Annotated in this window: 10 protein-coding genes; 9 read left to right on the plus strand and 1 reads right to left on the minus strand. The window is 47.6% G+C overall.

Annotated elements, in window-relative coordinates; all coding sequences use genetic code 11:
* Positions 1 to 62: 62 nt before the first annotated feature.
* From pyrH to G459_RS26670, 3 genes are all read left to right on the plus strand, one after another.
* Positions 63 to 770, plus strand: coding sequence for a UMP kinase (gene pyrH / locus G459_RS0102795; protein ID WP_026966275.1), 708 nt, complete (start codon positions 63 to 65; stop codon positions 768 to 770).
* Between the two features lie 14 nt (positions 771 to 784).
* On the plus strand, positions 785 to 1345 hold the full coding sequence (gene frr, locus G459_RS0102800; protein ID WP_026966276.1) for a ribosome recycling factor: 561 nt from the start codon (positions 785 to 787) through the stop codon (positions 1343 to 1345).
* Between the two features lie 230 nt (positions 1346 to 1575).
* The gene (locus G459_RS26670; protein ID WP_051315047.1) at positions 1576 to 2118 is read left to right on the plus strand and encodes a hypothetical protein; all 543 of its coding nucleotides are present in this window, start codon (positions 1576 to 1578) and stop codon (positions 2116 to 2118) included.
* A gap of 152 nt (positions 2119 to 2270) precedes the next feature.
* Here the strand turns inward: G459_RS26670 and G459_RS0102815 are convergent, their stop codons facing one another.
* Positions 2271 to 4925 (minus strand): DUF5686 and carboxypeptidase regulatory-like domain-containing protein, encoded by a 2655-nt coding sequence (locus tag G459_RS0102815; protein WP_026966277.1) that lies wholly within the window; start codon positions 4923 to 4925, stop codon positions 2271 to 2273.
* Positions 4926 to 5446: 521 nt separating this feature from the next.
* Between G459_RS0102815 and G459_RS0102820 the strand changes: the two genes are divergently transcribed.
* The 6 genes from G459_RS0102820 to G459_RS0102845 all read left to right on the plus strand — a co-directional run bounded on the left by G459_RS0102820 (position 5447) and on the right by G459_RS0102845 (position 20410).
* Positions 5447 to 8437, plus strand: coding sequence for a SusC/RagA family TonB-linked outer membrane protein (locus tag G459_RS0102820; protein ID WP_026966278.1), 2991 nt, complete (start codon positions 5447 to 5449; stop codon positions 8435 to 8437).
* A 17-nt stretch (positions 8438 to 8454) separates the two neighbouring features.
* The gene (locus tag G459_RS0102825) at positions 8455 to 9945 is read left to right on the plus strand and encodes a RagB/SusD family nutrient uptake outer membrane protein (protein WP_026966279.1); all 1491 of its coding nucleotides are present in this window, start codon (positions 8455 to 8457) and stop codon (positions 9943 to 9945) included.
* 65 nt (positions 9946 to 10010) lie between these two features.
* Entirely contained in the window at positions 10011 to 13292 is a 3282-nt protein-coding gene (locus G459_RS0102830) for a VCBS repeat-containing protein (RefSeq protein ID WP_026966280.1), read from the plus strand.
* Entirely contained in the window at positions 13279 to 13845 is a 567-nt protein-coding gene (locus G459_RS0102835) for a hypothetical protein (protein ID WP_245588116.1), read from the plus strand. Before G459_RS0102830 ends, G459_RS0102835 begins: the two co-directional genes overlap by 14 nt.
* A complete protein-coding gene (locus tag G459_RS0102840; protein ID WP_026966282.1) occupies positions 13842 to 17141 on the plus strand; it encodes a VCBS repeat-containing protein in 3300 nt (1099 codons plus the stop codon). Before G459_RS0102835 ends, G459_RS0102840 begins: the two co-directional genes overlap by 4 nt.
* Entirely contained in the window at positions 17141 to 20410 is a 3270-nt protein-coding gene (locus tag G459_RS0102845) for a VCBS repeat-containing protein (protein ID WP_026966283.1), read from the plus strand. Before G459_RS0102840 ends, G459_RS0102845 begins: the two co-directional genes overlap by 1 nt.
* Positions 20411 to 20479: the final 69 nt, after the last annotated feature.

Raw genomic sequence — 20479 nt, forward strand, 5'->3', positions numbered from 1 at the left:
GTCAGCCATGCGAGATTATCCCGATAGCTATCGGGATGGCCATTGAAAAACAACTATAACACATGAAATACAACCGAATTCTGCTCAAACTCAGTGGTGAAGCCTTGATGGGCGAAAAAAACTACGGAATCGACCCTTCACGTCTTCAGCAATATGCTGACGAAATCAAGAAAGTGAAAGATATGGGAGTAGAAATCGCGATCGTGATTGGAGGAGGAAATATTTTTAGAGGAGTGCAGGCCGAGAAATCCGGCATCGACCGCGTCCAGGGTGACTACATGGGAATGCTCGCGACCTTGATCAACGCGATGGCTTTGCAGAGTGCTTTGGAGCAAAACAACATGTTCACCCGGCTCATGTCTGGTATCAAGATCGAAAGCGTCTGCGAGCCCTTCATCCGTAGAAGAGCCATTCGTCACCTGGAAAAAGGTCGAATTGTGATCTTTGGAGCCGGTATCGGCAACCCTTACTTCACTACCGACTCCACGGCCGCGCTGCGAGCCATCGAGATCGAAGCCGATGTGGTACTCAAAGGAACCCGCGTGGACGGGGTGTATACCGCAGATCCTGAAAAAGACAAAACAGCAACCAAGTATAACAACATCTCCTTTACCGAAGTATATGAGAAGAATCTGAACGTGATGGACATGACGGCCTTCACGCTCTGCCAGGAAAACAACCTGCCGATCATCGTCTTTGACATGAACAAAACCGGCAACCTGACCAAACTCGTACTTGGAGAGGAAATCGGAACATTGATCACCGCCTAACCTTGAATTAAATCATGGAAGAAATTGAGTTATTCTTAGACGAAGCAAAAGAACTGATGCAAAAAGCGGTAGACCATACCGCATCAGAATTGGTAAAAATCCGTGCCGGCAAGGCCATGCCCAATTTATTGGACGGAATCATGGTGCAATACTACGGGTCTCCGACACCGCTCCCGCAGGTTTCGTCTGTCACGACTCCTGATGCGAGAACTCTTGCCATCAAGCCTTTCGAAAGAAAACTGATCTCCGATATTGAAAAAGCCATCATCAACTCTGATCTCGGATTGGCTCCCCAAAACAACGGTGAGATCATCATGCTGACCATTCCGGCTCTAACCGAAGAGCGCCGCGTCAACCTGGTCAAGCAGGCCAAGCAAGAATGTGAGCATGGGAAAATATCTCTCCGCAGCGTGCGAAAAGACACCAACGAATCCCTGAGAAAGCTCCAAAAAGACGGTGCCCCTGAGGATGCCGTCAAGCGCGCAGAAGATCAGGTTCAGAAGTTGACAGATCAATATTCCAGCAAACTGGACGAGATGCTCGCCAAAAAAGAAACCGACATCATGAAAGTCTGAGTTAGACTGATTTTTGATAAAAAGCCCGACGGAGCATTCGCTTTGCCGGGCTTTTTTCATTCATGTCCTTTGAAGGCTGAATAATCTGAAATCTGGCTCGACTGGGTTCCAATTCGAAATTCGTTTTATTCACAAGTTGTTTTATTAAAAAAAAGTCTTTTAACTAGACTATTGTAAATAATATTCCGGCTACAAAATGCCAGCGACTGATTTATTCAAACCCATAGTCCATGAGAAAGTTATTTGTCCTTATAATTTTTTATTCCGCAATCCCGATTTGCCACGGCCAAACTGAGAAAACAACAACTCTAAATATCTTACACCCCGGCATTGGCCTAGAGCTTCCTATTGGTGGAAAAAATTCAATCGAATTTAATACAGGCATTGGGATTAATTATTCTTACCGGTCTTTTGACGCAGCCTCTAAAAACATGCTTCAATTCCTGTTCACCCCATTCGCTGACCTTCAAGTGAAACACTTTTATAATTTCGATAAAAGAAGGGAGGCTGAGAAGTCGACAAATTATAATTCTGGAAACTTTTTTGCCCTCAAGGCATTTTATGACGGAAAAAAAATTGGAGGAAATGTGGATCCAGAAGTAAAGCAACTCATTGCCTTTGGTCCAACTTGGGGTTTGCAACGAAGTAACGGGAAATTCAGCCTAAGAGGCAGTGTTGGTCCAATCGTTTATGGTGATTTTCAGGGAAACGTAGATTTCTATCTCTTAAACTTTAATATCAGCTTCGGGTATTTATTAAGCAAAGGCAGTTGAGCTCCATTGACAAGGGCTCTCTTGATACAAGTATACTTTGGTTTGCAAGCGTACGAAATCAATTGTAGAGGTCGAAATTAGCGCCTCTTCTCAATGTCTTTACGAATTTACTTCGGCTACTTCCAACTAAATCCGCCCCTTTAGATCCTGATTTAGTCTTCAAAATTCACATTGATAAAGGTTGCAATGCCGAACAGCGGCCCGCTTCTCAGGTACTTTCCGTTTTCGAAAGCCACACCCAGCTCTAGTCTGAAGATACGGAACAGGTTGTCCAGAGAATAGCCCACTTCGGTGTAATGTGGGGAGTTTTCGGTCTTCAGGTAGTTGACAAAGATGTTTTCCCTGACTCCGGAAAACCGTAGCATCGGCAATTGCGTCAGCAAAAACTTCCTAAATTGATAGTGTGCGATCCCGGAGATATAGCTCGAGCTGGTGCTGTATTTGTAATAATCCATAAACCGGAAGTTGGCTGCGGGGCCGAAGTTGGAAAATATCGTCCTGTTTCCGCCAAAATGCATGTAGTCCTGAAAATAGACCTGGTCGTTGTTTAAGAAAGTACCCGCTGTGACATTGAAATCCAGCTTTCCGCTTGCCCCAAAGGTCACGTCATGCTTGACTCCCACTTCGATCTGATCAAACTTGGCCGCATTGGCAGCCGTCGTTAATCCTGGTAAAGCTTTTTGGTAGGTGAATGTGATCAGCGGAGACCGGGAATAGTTCGGCGTCTTTCTACCATCACGTACGGTGTACGTCAGCCCCGGTCGCCACTCGACTGACGTCTGGAGTTTCGCGATCTGACTGTCTTGGAATGCCATGTCAGTCGCCTCGACATTTTCGGGACGGTTGGGGGTGTATTCTCGTTCCGGCTTGTTGTAAAAGGAATAGTTCGAGTTGTTAAACAGTTCCTTCCTTTCTGCCCAGGTAAAGTTCACACGGTAAGTCAGACCATAGTTCACCCGATGTGACCAGTAGGCTCGCGCAAAATCCTGTTCATACAGCTTCATATAGTTTCTGCGGACCAACAGGGAATAAACCGCATTCACTTGCTCTTGGATGGGATCTTCAGAGTTAAATTGGTTGATGTATCGACCTCCCTCGATGCCCCAAGTCTGAGCTGACATCGGCTGGGTATGCGACCAACGGAAATTTACCTTTCCATAAAATCGGTCACTCGAGAACCCATAGCGAAGCTCCGGCTCGATGTTGAAGCTCCTCCGGATTCGGTTCACACTGTCGGCGAGTTTCACTTCGGAATACTTCCTGTAGAAAAAGCCCATGCCCACCTTCCAGCCTTCGACCGTGTTGAAGGAAATCTTGGTCAGGTTGGACTTGAATCCCACAGAAACCCCTTTTCCAAAGGAATAGGAACCTCCGGTCAGCACTTCCAAAGGCTTAAATCCTTTCCTGGCCTTTTTCGCTACAGAGTCCACCTCGCTCATCTTGGCGGCCTCCACAGTTGCCAAGCTGTCGTCACGCTGATAGCCCTCGACCTCTTTGACAGTCAGAGGGACCGGGCGAATGCTATCCCAATAGCTCAATCCGCGCTTTTTGGCCAAAGAATCCACACTGTAGTACCGCTCCGAAGTGACGGTCTCTTTTTCCTCACCCTGTTCTTCCTTCAGCGTCTCTTTCTCGTATTCATTCAGGAGCTTGCGATATTCCTTCCGGGTCTTCGGCTCCTCGCTCGCCAGTTGCTCCAGGGCAGATACCGACTTGTCAAATTTTGGCAAATCCTGCGGTACGTCCTGGACCGTTTCGTCAATGATCTCCGGAACCGCCACCAAATCTGGATTCAGCGTCACCTCATATTCCCGTGTGGAAGCGAGGTACTTGAACTCGCCGGCAAAGCCAAAAATTTTCCCTCCAAAGGTGTAGGAATGCGTGAGCGGCATCCAGACATTGTCGGCGACAGGAGCATATTGCTGCTTGGCGGTGATCTGAAAGCCCAAAAGCGAGGTCTTCAGATCCAAGCTGTGAATTGCCCAAAGTCCCTCGATGATGTAGATGTAGCCTTCAAAAACCCGCTCACCCCGGGAGCGTGGTGTCACTTTGATCTTGCTGACCATCACGTCCTGATCAAAAAAACTTCCCTCGTACTTGAACTGGTAATATTGAAACGCATAGCGGGAAAGGGGCGAAACGATCTCGTTGATCTGATCCTGATAAAAGGAAGTCTGGATATAAGGAGCGGGAGAAGTTCCCTGATTGTCCCCGTTGGTGCGGATGGAGATCACCTTCTCTTCGACCTTGTCGGGCAGGGTAAAAGTGATCCGTGACACGGACTCCGAGGTGTAGGCTTCGTTGAGCTTGAGACCTTCTTCCTCCAGCGTTTTCTTCATGAAAAAAGGAGCGTCGGTCAGCTGTCCGGTACCTTTCAAGTACACGGTGGTGGAATATTGCTGGAGCTGAAGCCGGTGATATTTGGCTTTGGAAATTGCCTTGCGCATGATCGTCAGCGCGGGGTCCTCTGCCCCAGCCCGCACCTCGACCTCACTCAAATTGTAGATTTGTGACTCCAGCGTAAAATTCAAATCCACCCAGCTGTCTTTGATTTCCACGGTTTCCAGCTGAGACTTATATCCCAAAAACTGAACAATGACATCGTAAAATCCCGGCTTCAGCCGAAACTCGTATAGGCCATTTTCATTGGTTGGCACGCCATCCTCCAGGTTTCGTATGTAGATGGAGGCAAAAGCCAGGGGCTCGCCGTCCTGACTGGAGACTTTACCCCGAATGCCTTGGGCAAAAGAAAAATTCTGAAATCCAAAAAAAAGTAACGTCAGGCAAAGGAGTAGATTTCTAATCATCGTGTTCTAACAAAAGTTGGTTTTGCTTCTTTATAAAGATAGAGATGTAAAAATTCACCCAAAGGTTGTACGACCAATTTTAAGATGATTTAGGAGGGTGAGGATCGTGAGCCAAGAGACTCCTGTGTTAGCAAAATAAATGGTCTTTATAAGAGTCAACCAAATCCATATACGGCATTTTTTACTCTTAATAAATTTATGTTAATCGTAAAGCTTTTAAAAAAAAATTAAAGATCATTCTTGAGACTTGACGAGAGTTACTCCCGAACGCGTAAATTTTCGTTTGATAGGTTAAAAATGACTTTTTCGATTTCATTCAATGAAAAAGACCTTCCATTGGATCATTCTCAAAAAAATATTGATTTTGTTATCTAATCTATATTAAATATAATATTCTGTTAGGGACCGTTTCTTCGGTATCGAAAAGGGCCAACTGTTAAAAATTGCAAAAGCAAAATTTTACCAGCATTTTGGAGCACAAATACAAGGACTCTTTTTTTATCTAACCAAACAAAAACCCTATGACAAACAATTTACCCAAAATCAAGTCGCTGTTGCTTGTTTTTGCACTGTTCATCTGTGCAATACTAGCTACAGACGCCCAAACCCGGTCAATCTCGGGAACGATCATGGATGCGAGCCTCGGAGGGCCAGTACCGGGAGCTACAGTAATGGTGAAAGGCACCACTCGTGGAATGGCCACTGACATGGACGGGAAATTCACATTACCTCTCCAAGCCGGCGACCAGGTATTGGTGATTTCATTTGTCGGCTATCTCACTCAAGAGGTAGAAATTGGCAATCAGAGCACGATTACGGTCAATCTCGAAGAAGACATCCAAAGCCTCGAAGAGGCGATCGTCATCGGATATGGCTCGCAGGACAAGAAAGAAATTACCTCTGCAGTAGTAGGCGTGAAGCCTGAAGATTTCAACCGAGGAAATATCGTAAATCCGGCTCAATTGCTACAAGGAAAGGTAGCTGGTCTCTCCATTACCCGAGCAGGCGGTAATCCAAACGGTGGTTTCGCCGTCAGACTTAGAGGCCTCTCTACGTTTGGTGCAAACTCATCTCCACTTGTGGTTCTAGACGGAGTGATTGGTGCATCTATGGAAAATGTCGATCCAAACGACATACAATCGATCGACGTATTGAAAGACGGTTCGGCAGCGGCGATTTACGGTGCAAGAGGTTCTTCAGGGGTAATCTTGATAACCACCAACAAGAAAAACAATCGTGAAGGGACCACAAATGTCGCTATCAACACTTACGGAACTCTGAATCAGGCGACGAATCTTATCCCTGTTCTTTCACCGGAAGAATTTGTCGAAAGAGGTGGCACTGATTACGGTAGCCGCACGGATTGGAGAGACGAGATGCTCAGCGACTCTTTCTCCGCTTCTACCAGCGCAAGTGTATCTGGAGGATTTAACAACACAAATTACCTCGCCTCAGTCAACTATCGGGATAACAATGGGGTGATTAAAGGAGTGGAAAACAACCGTCTAAATGCGAGGTTGAACATTCGGCAAGGGGCTTTGGACAATAAACTCCGTTTCAACATCAACCTATCTGTTACTAAAGAAGATCAAGAGCGGGTAAACAATGACGCGTTTAGATATGCCACCATCTACAATCCTACTGCGCCTATATTTGAAGATACCGAGGATGCTGAAAAATACGGCGGATATTTCCAACGCAATCTAACCGACTATTTCAATCCAATTGCGCTTACCAAGCAGCAAAAATTTGTCAGCGAGATCAAATCATCGCTTTTTTCTTACTTGGTAGAGTATGATATTTTAGATAAACTTACGCTTTCTGCTCAATATTCTCAAGACACCAGAAATGAGCTGAATGGTAATTTCTGGGCTAAACAAGATATTGCCGTCGGCTTGGGTGCCGGAGGGTCTGCGCAGCGTATTACAAATGACCGCGTTCGACAAATCTTCGAATCTACGCTTCGCTATGAGAAAGATTTCTCCAACAAACTGAACATGACACTCCTTGGTGGAGTAGGGTTGCAGACCACCAAAAACCAAGGCTTCAATGCCAGATCAAGGCAATTTCTATTTGACACCGGATGGGACAATCTTGGCGGTGGAGCTATTCGCGTCGGCAACAACACTGAAATGTCGTCTTATGCGAACGAAGATCAGCTGAACTCCGTCTTCGGCCGAGCTAATTTCAACTATAACAACACCTTCTTTTTCTCCGCGTCGGTGAGAGCTGAAACCTACTCAGGCTTTGGACCTAACAATCAAACCGGTATTTTCCCGGCTTTTAGTTTGGGCTCAGATTTGAATCAGATATTCGATATGGGGATCTTCAGCCAGCTGAAACCAAGAATATCATTTGGAGTGACGGGCAACTTACCTCCATCTCCGACACTCGCCGTAGGTGCGTTCACAAACGGAAACAGAGTAGACTTAGATGGAGACCCACTTACTTCCAATGACGTTTTCGTAGGTATTGTGCAAAGCTCGAATCCAAACAAAGACTTGAAATGGGAAAGCAAGCAAGAACTGAACTTCGGTATTGACTATGGACTTTGGGACAACAAGGTCGTAGGCAGCGCGGACTACTATATCAGAAATATTTCAGATCTACTCTTCAATGTACCCGTGTCTCCAGGAACTCCGAACCAGTTTGATCCGGGTAGATTTAATACCGTCGCATCTACTTGGATCAATCTAGCTGACTTACGTGCCGCAGGATTTGAATTCTCTGTGGGACTGACTGCTGTTAATCTGGGCCAGGTTAAATGGACTCCAAATGCAAACTTTACAATCTACGACAAAACGATCATCGAGAGTTTCTCTGCAGGAGAGCTAGGTTTCGATGAGCTTCGCTACGCTACTCCTGGTTCTCCCGGACAAAACAGCAACCCGATTATCTATAACCGAGTCGGTCAAACATTGGGCGATACCTATGGCCCTATCCTACAGGGATATACCGAAGACGGGGACTATATCCTCTCCACTGCAAATCCCAATGAGTGGGAAAAAGTCGGAAATGGACTTCCCAAAGGTGAATTTGGCTTTGCCAACAACTTCGCCTATAAACAATGGACGTTTAGCTTCTTCTTCAGAGGTGTATGGGGACACACGCTTTACAATTCCTACCGAGGATTCTATGAAAATGCAGACAGTGGATCTAATGCCTACAACTCTGTGATCACAGACAAAACCCCAACCGACCCATTGGTAACCGCCGTTCCTACCTACAACAGCTCTTACGTGGAAGACGCATCATTTGTGAAGCTGGACAATTTGGAATTGGGACATAACTTCAAGACCAACTCCAAGAACATAAGCAGCCTTAGGCTGTATTTTGCAGCCCAAAATCTATTCACAATCACTGGATACACCGGTATCGATCCAGAAGCCAGATTGACCGACGCAAACAATGGCGATGGTTTCACCACCGCACTTTCACCTGGAATCGAACGGATGAATACCTATTTCCAAACAAGGTCTTTCACTTTGGGCCTATCCCTCAATCTCAAATAATAAAATCTCGCATAGCTATGTTTAAACATATAAAAAATATTTCCCTACTCGGCCTGATTTTGGTCACCATGGGAGCTTGCTGGGAGCTAGACCAAGAAGTGCTTGATGGCGTTACTCAAGAGCAGGTGAATGCCAGCACCGATCCAAATTTGATCCCTGTACTGAAAGCTTCGGCTTATTCAAGAATAGTGGGCAACTGGGGGGCAAGCGGCGGAATTTGGTCGCTTCATGAAGTGTCTTCAGATGAGGTAGTCGTACCAACCCGGGGTCCGGACTGGCAAGACGGCAATGCTTGGGTGAGACTGCACAGACACACGTGGGATCCATCAGAGCCTTCCGTCAGCGGTGCCTGGAATTACTGCTATACAGCGATTGGAGAAATTAACAACCTGATAGTACAGTATCCGGATCTTCCCGAATTGAAAGCAGAATTAACCGTATTGAGAGCGCTGGTTTATCTTTGGCTGATCGATGTCTATGGAAATGTGCCCATCTCTACGGAAGATGATCTTGGCTCAAACCCCACCAACAGCTCAAGGCAAGAAGTATTTGATTTTATCGAAAACTCGGTAAAGGACAATATGGAAATGCTTGTCAAAGAGGACAAAAAAACTGTAATCAATTACTATTCTGCTCAGGCTATTCTGGCAAAACTTTACTTAAACGCAGAGATCTATACCGGTACTCCCAGATGGGCGGACGCAGAGGCGGCGGCAAACGCAATTATAGAGAGCGGCGTTTACTCACTTACCTCTAACTATTTCGCAAATTTTGCCACGAGAAATGGCGGATCTTCCGAAAACATCATGACTCTCCCTTACGATGAAAACAATGCCACCGGATTCAATCTGTCTATGATGACTTTGCATGGTCTGAACCGAGAGACCTATGATCTACAAGAACAACCGTGGAACGGGTATGCATCCCTCGAAGAATTCTATAATACCTATGAAGAAAACGATGTTAGAGTTGACAACTTCTTGGTTGGCCCTCAGTTCTCCTCGTCTGGAGAGAGGTTGAATGATGCCTCTTTCGAACCGGAAGACCCAGATGGAGCTCCCCTGACATTTTCCCCCAGCATCAGAGAACTTACTCCTAAAGCTTTGAGACAGGATGGAGCCAGAATCGCCAAGTTCGAATTTGCGCCGGGTTCTAACAGTAACTTAAGTAATGATTATCCTCTATTTCGGTATGGAGACATTCTGTTAGTGAGTGCCGAAGCCAAATTCCGCCAGGGAAAAACGGCAGAAGCCACTGAAATCGTAAACCAAATTCGTGCTCGTGCGGGAGTATCTCCATTTACAGCAATGACCCTTGAAGATCTTTACGACGAGAGAGGCCGAGAAATGTTTGCGGAAGCATCCAGAAGAACTGATCAAATCCGCTTTGGAAAATTCAACCAGCCATGGTGGGAAAAAGCTGCTTCTGAGCCGTACCGAAATATCTTCCCGATACCTCAAACTCAAATCAGTAGCAATCCTAATCTAGTCCAAAATCCAGGATATTAAGCACATTTTGAATTACATTGAAAAGGAAGTGCATCTTGGTGCACTTCCTTTTTTCATAAGCTTACATGTTCCCAAAAATACCACTTGCGGCTTTTCTACTTTTTCTGGTTTCTTGTACCAAAGAAAAAACCAACAACCATGGCTTGTTTCAACTATTGACAAGCGAGGAAACCGGGATTGATTTTAGAAACGACCTCGCCTACACGGAAAAGATCAACCCCTATACTTTCCGCAATTTTTACAACGGAGCCGGGGTCGCTCTGGGTGACATCAACAATGACGGTCTTATCGATATTTTTCTCACCGGAAATCAAACCTCAAACCGGCTTTATCTAAATGAGGGGAATCTAAAATTCAAAGACGTTACCGACCAAGCCGGATTAATCTCAACAGGCTACTGGTCCACCGGAGCAAGCATGGCTGATGTCGATGGCGACGGATTGCTGGATATCTATGTCTGCAAGTCAGGTCCTCCGGGGGGTGACCGGCGACATAATGAGCTCTTTATAAATAATGGAGATTTGACTTTTTCTGAAGAATCCAAAGCCTTCGCACTCGACGAAGTTGGACTCAGTCAACATGCGGTATTCTTTGACTTGGATAAAGACGGGGACTTGGACATGTATCTTTTGAGTAATTCGGGTCGCTCTGTGGGCATCTACGACCTTCGGGATGGACAGCGGGAGGTCCGGGATCCTGATGGGGGAAACAAACTGTTTAGAAATGACGACGGGAAATTCACGGATGTTTCCGAAGCAGCAGGAATCTATGGAAGTTCCATAGGATACGGCCTCGGCGTCACTGTTGCCGATCTGAATGGAGATCATTGGCCGGACTTGTATGTTTCCAATGACTTCTTTGAACGGGATTACCTCTACCTCAATCAGGATGGAACGTTCACAGAAAATCTCCCCGCCTTGCTTCCCGAAATCAGTTTGGGCAGTATGGGTGCCGATATTGCCGACTTAGACAATGACTCCCGCCCGGATATCTTCGTGACGGAGATGCTTCCGAGTGAGCTTTCCAGAGTAAAAACTAAAACACCGTTTGAGGATTGGGACAAGCATGAGGCTAGCGCAAAGGCTGGATACCATCATCAGTTCACCAGAAATACCCTACAACGAAATCTTGGGTTCCGACCGGGCACCCAAATACCTGCTTTTATCGAGGTCAGTCGAATGGCTGGTGTGGAAGCTACTGATTGGAGCTGGGGAGCCTTGATCTTCGATGCAGACAATGATGGCCTGAAGGACATATTTGTCGCAAACGGAATCGTGAAGGACCTGACGGATTTCGACTATGTTGACTTCTATGTGAACAATCAGGAAAAAGTAAAGGGCTACCGGGAGGATTCGGTGTTATTGACCAAGATGATTGATGCTTTTCCATCGATTCCGCAGGTGAATTTCCTTTTCAAAAACAACGGGAATTGGCAGTTCGAAAACCAAGCTGAAAGCATGGGCATGTCCCAAGCTACTTTCAGCACAGGATCTGCCTACGGGGATTTGGACAATGACGGAGATCTCGACTTGGTCGTCAACAATCTGAATGAAAGGGCTTTTATCTTTCAAAATACAAGTTCAGAAACCCAGAAAGGAAGATATCTGAATCTGGATCTGGGGAATGCTTTTGGCGCGAAAGTCACCGCGTTTTCAGAGGGCAAACAATTCTATCAGGAATATCAGCCCGTCAAAGGTTATATGTCTTCGGTGGATCCCAGGATACATTTAGGTTTGGGGCAAATCGAACAGCTCGATTCTCTCCGGGTCGTCTGGCCTGACGGCAGTGCAAGTCTGATGACTGAGGTAGCGAGCAACCAGTTTCTTAAGCTCTCGCCTCAAACTGGCATTAAAGCAACAGTCACATCCCAAAGCAACTTGAAAATTTTCCACTCAAAAGAGTCTAAAATCCCCTTCCGTCACTTGGAAAGCGAGTTCATAGACTTTGACCGCGATCGATTGCGCTTTTGGATGATCAGCAAGGAAGGCCCCAAGGCTGCGAAAGCCGACGTCAACGGCGACGGCTTGGAGGATATTTTTATTCCGGGGGCCAAAGGGTATCCCTCCTCGCTTTTGCTGCAGGCTTCTTCCGGAGAGTTTATATCCAGTCAGCTAGAAGTATTTTCCCGAGATGCTCTGGCAGAAGATGTGACCGCCCATTTTTTTGACGCGAATGGCGACAGACATGTCGATCTCCTGGTCGGAAGCGGAGGGATTGAATTTGGCGATTTTTCGCCTGTGTATTCGGATCGCCTTTATGTAAACGACGGCCGGGGAAATCTTAAAAAATCTTCCCAAAGCTTCACCTCAAGCCCTACTGCCTTTATCCTCTCTGGGGACTTGGACGGAGACGAGGACGAGGATTTGGTCGTGGGAAGCCGCGCCATCCCGTTTTCATACGGCATCCCGACTGGACTTCAGATTTGGGAAAATGACGGCAAGGGAAATTTTACCGAAATCAGCGAAAGCCTCAATCCGTCCCTTTCTCGGATCGGAATGTTGACAGCTGGAGCTTTGGCAGATTTGAACGGCGACGGAAATACCGAGCTGGTAATCGCCGGGGAATGGATGCCAATCAAGGTCTACACGTTTACAGCGGGAAAACTGCAAGAATCCAGCGCGGAATTTGGCTTTGAAAACACCGAAGGACTGTGGAATAGCCTGCTTGTGGAGGATGTCAACGGAGACGGCAAGCCGGACATCATCGCCGGAAATCACGGGCTAAATTCTCGCCTTCACACTTCTCCGGCTTCCCAGCTCCAAATGATCGTCAATGACTTTGACCAAAACGGATCGCTGGATCAAATATTAGCGCAACATGAAGCGCAGCGAACGGTTCCTTGGGTTCTCAAAACAGCCCTTCTCCGCCAGATTCCTTCGCTTCGCAAACAGCTGCTGACCTACGAATCCTATCAAAATAAAGCCTTGGAAGAGCTTTTTCCCCAATCGGTTTGGGCTAATTCTCTAACTTTACGTACACAGATTCTGGAAACCACCCTTTGGATAAATTCCGGAGAAGGGGGGTTCAAACCGACAGCTTTACCGGTCGAAATCCAATCGGCTCCCGTCCATTCGATCACTGCCGTCCATACCGGTGAACAACTTCCCTATTTGGTTTTTGGGGGAAACCAGAGCGGCATCAAGCCGGAGCTTGGGAGTCAAATGGGAAGCTACGGCTGGGTACTGAAGCCTCTGGAAAAAAATCAATGGCAGGCGTTGCTTCCCGAGCAAAGTGGCTTATTTGTCTCGGGAGAAATCCGCCATATGCTCCAAATCAACATTGAAAACAAACCAAATTTACTAGTACTCCGAAACAATGAAATCCCGCTGGTTTTTGAAATCCGTTAATATATTGGCATTTTCCCTGCTACTTTTCTCTTGCAAGACGCCCTACGAGAAGCTTGAGGAAAAAGAACTGGCTTCTGGGAAAGAAGTGAAGGACTTGTTCTTGGGCCTGGAACTGGGGATGGAAAGGCGGGACTTCTTTGAGACTTGCTGGAAACTCAACCAAGAGGGAAAACTTACCAACGGACCTTCAGAACTCTCCGTGGAATATCAAGCTGAGATGCCATCGGGAAATCCGGCAAAGATGCGCTTTTACCCAAAATTTGAGCAGGATAAAATCTATCTAATGCCCATCGAATTCACCTACGACGGCTGGGCTCCCTGGAACGAGGAACTGAAGGCCGAAAAACTGCGGGAAGATGTGGTAAAGCTGTTTGAAGAATGGTACGGCCCAGGATTTATCGAGATCACCAGCAAGGACAAGTCTCAGATCGTATATGTAAAGATGGACGGAAACCGTAGGATAAGGATATTCAAAAAGCACATCTCAGCGGTTAGAGCGGAGATTTCCGATCTTCCCGTAGAGAAAAAATTGAAAGGAAATACCAATTCATGAGAGCATTATTCCCCAGCCTTCTTTTTTTGATTTTCATCTCTTCCTGTCAAAAAGAAGTAGAAAAACAACCCTCTCTTTTTCAGGAAATCTCCCCGGAAACCTCTGGAGTTGATTTTAGAAATGACCTCAATTTCGATGAGGAATTCAACGTCTTCACCTACCGTAATTTCTATAATGGCGGCGGGGCGGGGATCGGAGACATCAATAATGACGGGCTCGCCGATTTGTATTTCACAGCGAACCTGGGTCCAAACAAGCTTTACTTGAACAAAGGTGACTTCAAGTTTGAGGATGTCACCGAAAAGGCCGGCGTGGCCGGAACCCGCGCCTGGAGTACTGGAGTGGCCATGGCCGATGTCAACGGAGACGGCTGGCTGGACATCTATGTGTGTAACTCCGGCGACGTCGCTGGCGACAACAAACAAAACGAACTCTTCATCAATCAGGGTGACGGAACTTTTTTGGAGCAAGCGGAGGCTTTCGGTCTTGCTGATCACGGTTTCTCTACCCATGCGGTATTCTTTGATTATGACAAAGACGGGGATCTGGACGTCTACCTCCTCAACAATTCCTATCAGGCCATCGGATCCTTCAACAAGATGCAGAACGAACGGATCAAAAGAGACTCAGTCGGCGGCGACAAACTCTTCAGAAATGACAATGACAAATTCACCGACGTCAGCGAAGAAGCCGGAATCTACGGATCGATCATTGGATTTGGCCTAGGCATCACTATCGGCGATGTGAATCAGGACACTTGGCCTGACATCTTTATTTCCAACGACTTTTTCGAGAAAGACTACCTCTACATCAACAATCAGGACGGGACGTTCACGGAATCGCTTGAGAGCTCGATGCGCTCCATCAGCGCTGCTTCCATGGGAGCCGATATTGCGGACATCAACGGGGACGGCCTTTTGGACATCTTCGTCACGGATATGCTACCCGAATCACTCACCCGTCTGAAGCAGGTGACTACCTTCGAAAACTGGGACAAATTCCAGTTTAACAAGACGCATAACTACCACTACCAGTTTTCCCGCAACATGCTGCATGTAAACAATGGAGATGGCACTTTCAGCGAGATGGGTAGGCTAGCAAATATGGAAGCCACCGACTGGAGCTGGGGCGCGCTGATCTTCGACATGGACAACGACGGGATGCGGGACCTGTTCGTGGCGAATGGCATCTACCAGGACATCACGGATCTGGACTACCTCAATTTCATCGATGACGAAGAGACGAAGATCAAGATCATCTCCCAGGATGGCGTCGACTACAGGGCGCTGATTGATCCGATCCCAGTCAATCCGGTCCCCAATTATGCATTCAGAAATCTAGGCGAACTGAAATTCGAAAACATGGCTGATGCGTGGGGTTTGGGAGAACCTAATCACTCCAACGGCGCTGCCTATGGAGATTTGGACAATGACGGTACCCTGGATCTGGTAGTAAGCAACGTGAATAAACCTGCCCAGATATTCAAAAACCAAGGAAAATCTCAGCACCCCGAAAATCATTCTCTCCAGATCCGGCTGGTGGGGAAAGGAAAAAACACACAAGCCATCGGCACTCAAATCCGGGCTAAATCGGGAGAGAAAATCTTCTATGCCGAGCAGATGTCCAACCGCGGATTTCAGTCTTCTGTCGATCCAAAGATCACGCTGGGGATTGGCGAGATCTCTCATTTGGAATCCATTGAAGTGCTTTGGCCTGATGGCAAGTTTACTGAACTAAAAGACCAGCCCGTCGACCAGTTGTTGACTTTGAAATGGGAGGACGCAACCGACCTGGCTGAAGGAAGGTCGTTCTTTGAAAAACCGATGGAAGCTCAATTTAAAAAGGTAGAGAATCCCGAGATTGAATTTACCCACTTGGAAAATTCCTTCGTGGACTTTGACCGGGATCGCCTGACCTATTTCATGTTTTCCACCGAAGGGCCTGCATTTGCAAAAGCAGATGTCAACGGCGACGGATTGGATGACTTCTTTTTTGGCGGAGCCAAGACTTTTCCCGGAAAACTCTATCTGGCGGATCCTTCCGGAAAATTCCGGGAAACTCGCCAGCCTGCCTTCTTGGATGATGTCCTTTCAGAAGATACCGATGCCTTGTTTTTCGATGCGGACGGGGATGGAGATTTGGATCTTTTTGTCACTTCAGGAGGAAATGAGTCAGGTTTTGGCTCGTCTGACTTGGCGGATCGGCTGTACCTGAACGACGGAACAGGCAATTTCACCAAAAACTCCCAGGCAGGTCTTTCTACCGTTTTTGGCAGCAGCAGCACGGTGAGTCTGATCGATATCAACGAAGACGGCGCAATGGATCTCTTTGTAGGTGGCAGGCTAATCCCATTCACCTACGGAGCTCCGGCGAGCAGCCAACTTTGGGTCAACGACGGTAAGGGGCATTTCACGGAGCAATCGGCTGTCCTTGCTCCTGCTTTGAAAGATCTTGGAATGGTCACGGCCTCACAGGTCGTCGATTGGAATGGCGACGAAAAAGATGACTTGGTGGTAGTGGGAGAGTGGATGGCCCCGACTTTTTTTAGAAACACTGGAGGCAAATTGGAAAAAGTCGAAATGCCCGAACTCTCCGGATTAAAAGGTTGGTACCGGACAATAGAAGTAGGAGATTTTGACGGGAATGGCCTTCCAGATCTGGCTCTGGGAAACCATGGACTCAACACCCGATTTAAAGCGTCGGCTAACTCTCCTGTCAGCATGTTCCTGAATGACTTTGACCAAAACGGCTCCATCGAGCAGATCTACTCACAAAAACTCGGGGAAGTACAGGTACCCTACACCCTCAAGCATGAGCTGGAGAGGCAAGTCCCCGGCATCAAGAAAAAATTCATCCGGTACACTGACTACAATAACAAGTCCCTAGGAGACATCTTTCCACAGGACGTCATTGATAAGTCAATCATTCAGGAAGTAAACAACCTGGAATCAGGAATCCTGCTGAACAAGGGCAATGGGAATTTTGAATGGAAACCTTTCCCGAGAATGGCCCAAAGGTCCTGGATCTTTGCGATTCAAGTACTGGACCTCAACGAAGACGGAAATCAGGATCTGGTCCTTGGGGGGAATCTCGCGCAGATAAAGCCGGAGATCGGAAAGCTGGACGCGAGCTATGGAGAGGTTTTACTTGGAAATGGCGACGGCACTTTCCGGTACATCCCAAATCGGGAAAATGGCCTGAAGCTGGAAGGCGACATCCGAGCTTTTTCGCTTTTGGGAAAAGATCGGATTTTGGTGGTAAAGAACAGCGCGGCGGCTGAGATCTGGACTTACTGATGAAGGGATCAGCCTCTAAATACAGCTGGATTTTCGTCGCGGGATTGATTCTTTTGTCCTGCGGAAAAGAACCGGCAACTGAACCGCTGCTCTTTTCCCTGCTTCCTTCAGACCAAACTGGACTCAGCTTCAAAAACGAACTCACCTCCACTGCAGAGATCAACATCCTGGAGTACCTCTACTTCTACAACGGCGGTGGTGTAGCGGCGGGCGACATCGACGGTGACGGCTTGGTAGATCTCTATTTTACCGGCAATCAAGTCTCCAACAAACTCTATCTGAACAAAGGAAATTTCCGCTTCGAAGACATCACCGAATCGGCTGGTGTGGACGGCGACGGAGGCTGGTCCACCGGGGTAACCATGGCCGATGTGGACGGAGATGGCCGGCTGGATATCTACGTCTCCCAAGTTTCGGAGTTACCGGGGATCGATGGACACAATAAGCTCTACATGAATCTGGGTGATGGAAAATTCCGGGAGGCTGCTGCTGAATTCGGAATTGACTTCAGAGGATTCGGCACACATTCGGTCTTTTTCGACTACGACCGAGACGGCGATCTGGATCTCTACCTGCTCAATCACAACGTCAAGTCTCCGGAAGTTTTTGTGAAATCGGATGCACGAACCAGATCCAGTCCTATTGGAGATAGGCTGTTTAAAAACCTCGCTGCAGAGGGGACTGATAGATTCGTCGATGTCACGGACGCTTCCGGGATCTATTCCAGCATCCTAGGCTTTGGCTTGGGTGTGAGTGCGGAAGATTTCAACAGTGACGGCTGGCTGGATCTTTACATTTCCAATGATTTCACAGAAAATGATTACCTCTACCTCAATCAGCAAGACGGTACTTTCCGGGAAGTTTTGAATGAACTGGTCCCCTCCACGAGTCGATACAGCATGGGAAATGACGCAGCTGATCTGAATGGGGATGGGCTGCCGGAGATTTTCACCACGGATATGCTACCCGAAGATCCCGAGATATGGATGAAATCCGTCGGCGAGGACAAGGCGGAGGTTTACCAAATCAAGCAGCAATTCGGCTACCAGGACCAGTATGTGAGAAATCACCTGCTCCTGAATCAGGGCAAAAATGGCTTCGCGGAGATTGCGCTTTATTCCGGGATCGCGGCATCAGACTGGAGCTGGTCGCCACTGATCTTTGACATGGACAATGACGGGTTGCCCGACATCCATGTGACGAACGGGATTGTCAAGCGGCCTAATGATCTTGACTTTATTCAGTACAGTCAGAAACCGGGGTCTGGGATTTCGTCCGAAGAGCTGCAAAAAAAACAGATCGAGATGCTTCCCAGTATGAAGCTGTCCAATTTCGCTTGGAAAAATCAAGGAGACCTCAGCTTCAAAAACGAATCCTCCTCCCTCGGACTGGATCAAGAAAGCTATTCCTCCGGCTCAGCGTACGCCGATCTGGACAACGACGGAGATCTGGATCTGGTCATCAACAATCTCAATCAGGAGGCATTTATCTATCAAAATCATGCCGACAAATCGGGGAATCATTTCCTGCGGATTAACTTGAGTGCTTTGGGAAAAAACCCGCTTGCCATCGGCGCGCAGGCCGTTCTTTTTTCCGGGGAGCAAAAGTGGACACAGCGCGTGAGCACAAGCCGGGGATTCCAATCCGGCCCCTCCACGACTTTGGTTTTCGGTTTGGGAAAAACAAATTCAGTCGATTCTATTTTGGTCAATTGGCCGGACGGACATTCGGAACTTTTTCCCAAGACTGCCTCCGATCAAAGTCTAAACCTGTCCCAAGGTCAGGGAAAAACATATTCCCTATCGGCTGCTCCGGCAGCAGACGAGACAAAACCATTTCCTATCGACTGGACGCATCGGGAAAAGGATATCGTGGACTTTGTCAAGCGGGAATATCTCGCTCCCAAAAGCTTCTCCAGGATGGGACCGGCGTTGGCGGTTGCAGATGTAAATGGAGACGGCCTGGACGACTTTTATGTCGGGGGTGCCATGGATCAGCCAGGCGCTTTTTTTCTACAAAAAGAAAACGGCCAATTTGAATCAGTCCCCAACCCGATGTTTGATCAATTGGCCAAGGCAGAGGATGTGGTTGCTGAGTTCGCAGATCTTAATGGTGACGGCAAATTGGACCTTTTCGTCGGCAGCGGGGGGAATGAGCACCTATCTGGCGAGCTTTACAACTTTGATCGAATCTTCTTGGGAGACGGCAGCGGTCATTTTACTTTTTCTATGAGGGCACTGCCCCCGATCGGAGAAAACACCTCCTCAGTAGCCATTCATGACGTGGACGGTGATGGGGATCTGGATCTTTTTGTCGGGAGCGCTGTGACCTCGGGCGACTATGGCGCCAGCCCAAAAAGCAGCTTGCTGATCAACAATGGTAAAGGTCAGTTCCAGGATGAAACTGACCTTTGGTTCGGATCCCAGCCAGGCTTGGGCATGGTCAACACTGCAAAATGGGCTGACCTAAACGGCGACGGAAAAGCCGAATTGATCCTGAGCGGAGATTGGCAAAGCGTCCGGGTTTTCGGACTTTCTTCAGAAAAAAAGCTGATGGAAATACGGCCAAAAGGCCTGGAATTTTCCGCAGGATGGATCAACGCCATAGAGCTGGCTGATCTAAACGGGGACGGGAAGATGGATATTCTGACTGGAAACCTTGGCTTGAACAGCAAGCTCAAAGCGTCGCGGAAAAAACCGGTTTGGCTGTATCATCACGACTTTGACGGAAACGGCCAGGCAGATCCGTTGATCTTCCACTACCTGGAGCAAAAACTGGTGCCATTCGGAACCAGAGACGACTTGATCCGACAGATCCCGGGAATCAAGCGAAAGCATAATTCCTATGCGGAGTATGCGCAGATCAGCAAGCCGGAAGACCTTTTCTCCACCGAAGAGATTGAAAAAGCGAGGAAACTCCCCGCTTATGAATTTCGCTCCGGAGTCTATTTTCAAAAGGACGACGGGAGCTTTGAGTTTATGCCCTTCCCTGCCGAAGCGCAATGGAGCCCCATCTTCGCGATCGCGCTGGATGAAGCTACCGGCACGGTATACCTCGGAGGCAATTCGAGCGACTTGAGGGTCGATCTCGGCAGGTCCATGAATCTTGGAATTGTTAGCTATCAGTGGAGTCAGAATTCTTGGCAGCAAACGACAAAAAGCCCTTCGACTCAAAAATCCGAAATCCGGAGCCTTAAGCTTTTCCGATCAGGTGCCGGAGTGAGTGTCGTGGCTGCTCAAAACAATGGCCCTTTGATCTGGATCCGGTAAAATCTTCCCTTAAATCATTTGGGATTGAAACCCATATAATTAGCTTTGGAACCTCATGTAAGTTGATCG

It is taken from the genome of Algoriphagus terrigena DSM 22685 (genome assembly GCF_000429445.1).
Lineage (GTDB): Bacteria > Bacteroidota > Bacteroidia > Cytophagales > Cyclobacteriaceae > Algoriphagus > Algoriphagus terrigena.

Bases quoted from the DNA above. Each gene is read 5' to 3' on its own strand.
- G459_RS0102830 (WP_026966280.1), top strand. From the start codon at position 10,011: ATGTTCCCAAAAATACCACTTGCGGCTTTTCTACTTTTTCTGGTTTCT.
- G459_RS0102825 (WP_026966279.1), top strand. From the start codon at position 8,455: ATGTTTAAACATATAAAAAATATTTCCCTACTCGGCCTGATTTTGGTC.
- G459_RS26670 (WP_051315047.1), top strand. From the start codon at position 1,576: ATGAGAAAGTTATTTGTCCTTATAATTTTTTATTCCGCAATCCCGATT.
- frr (WP_026966276.1), top strand. From the start codon at position 785: ATGGAAGAAATTGAGTTATTCTTAGACGAAGCAAAAGAACTGATGCAA.
- G459_RS0102840 (WP_026966282.1), top strand. From the start codon at position 13,842: ATGAGAGCATTATTCCCCAGCCTTCTTTTTTTGATTTTCATCTCTTCC.
- G459_RS0102820 (WP_026966278.1), top strand. From the start codon at position 5,447: ATGACAAACAATTTACCCAAAATCAAGTCGCTGTTGCTTGTTTTTGCA.
- G459_RS0102815 (WP_026966277.1), bottom strand. From the start codon at position 4,925: ATGATTAGAAATCTACTCCTTTGCCTGACGTTACTTTTTTTTGGATTT.
- G459_RS0102845 (WP_026966283.1), top strand. From the start codon at position 17,141: ATGAAGGGATCAGCCTCTAAATACAGCTGGATTTTCGTCGCGGGATTG.
- pyrH (WP_026966275.1), top strand. From the start codon at position 63: ATGAAATACAACCGAATTCTGCTCAAACTCAGTGGTGAAGCCTTGATG.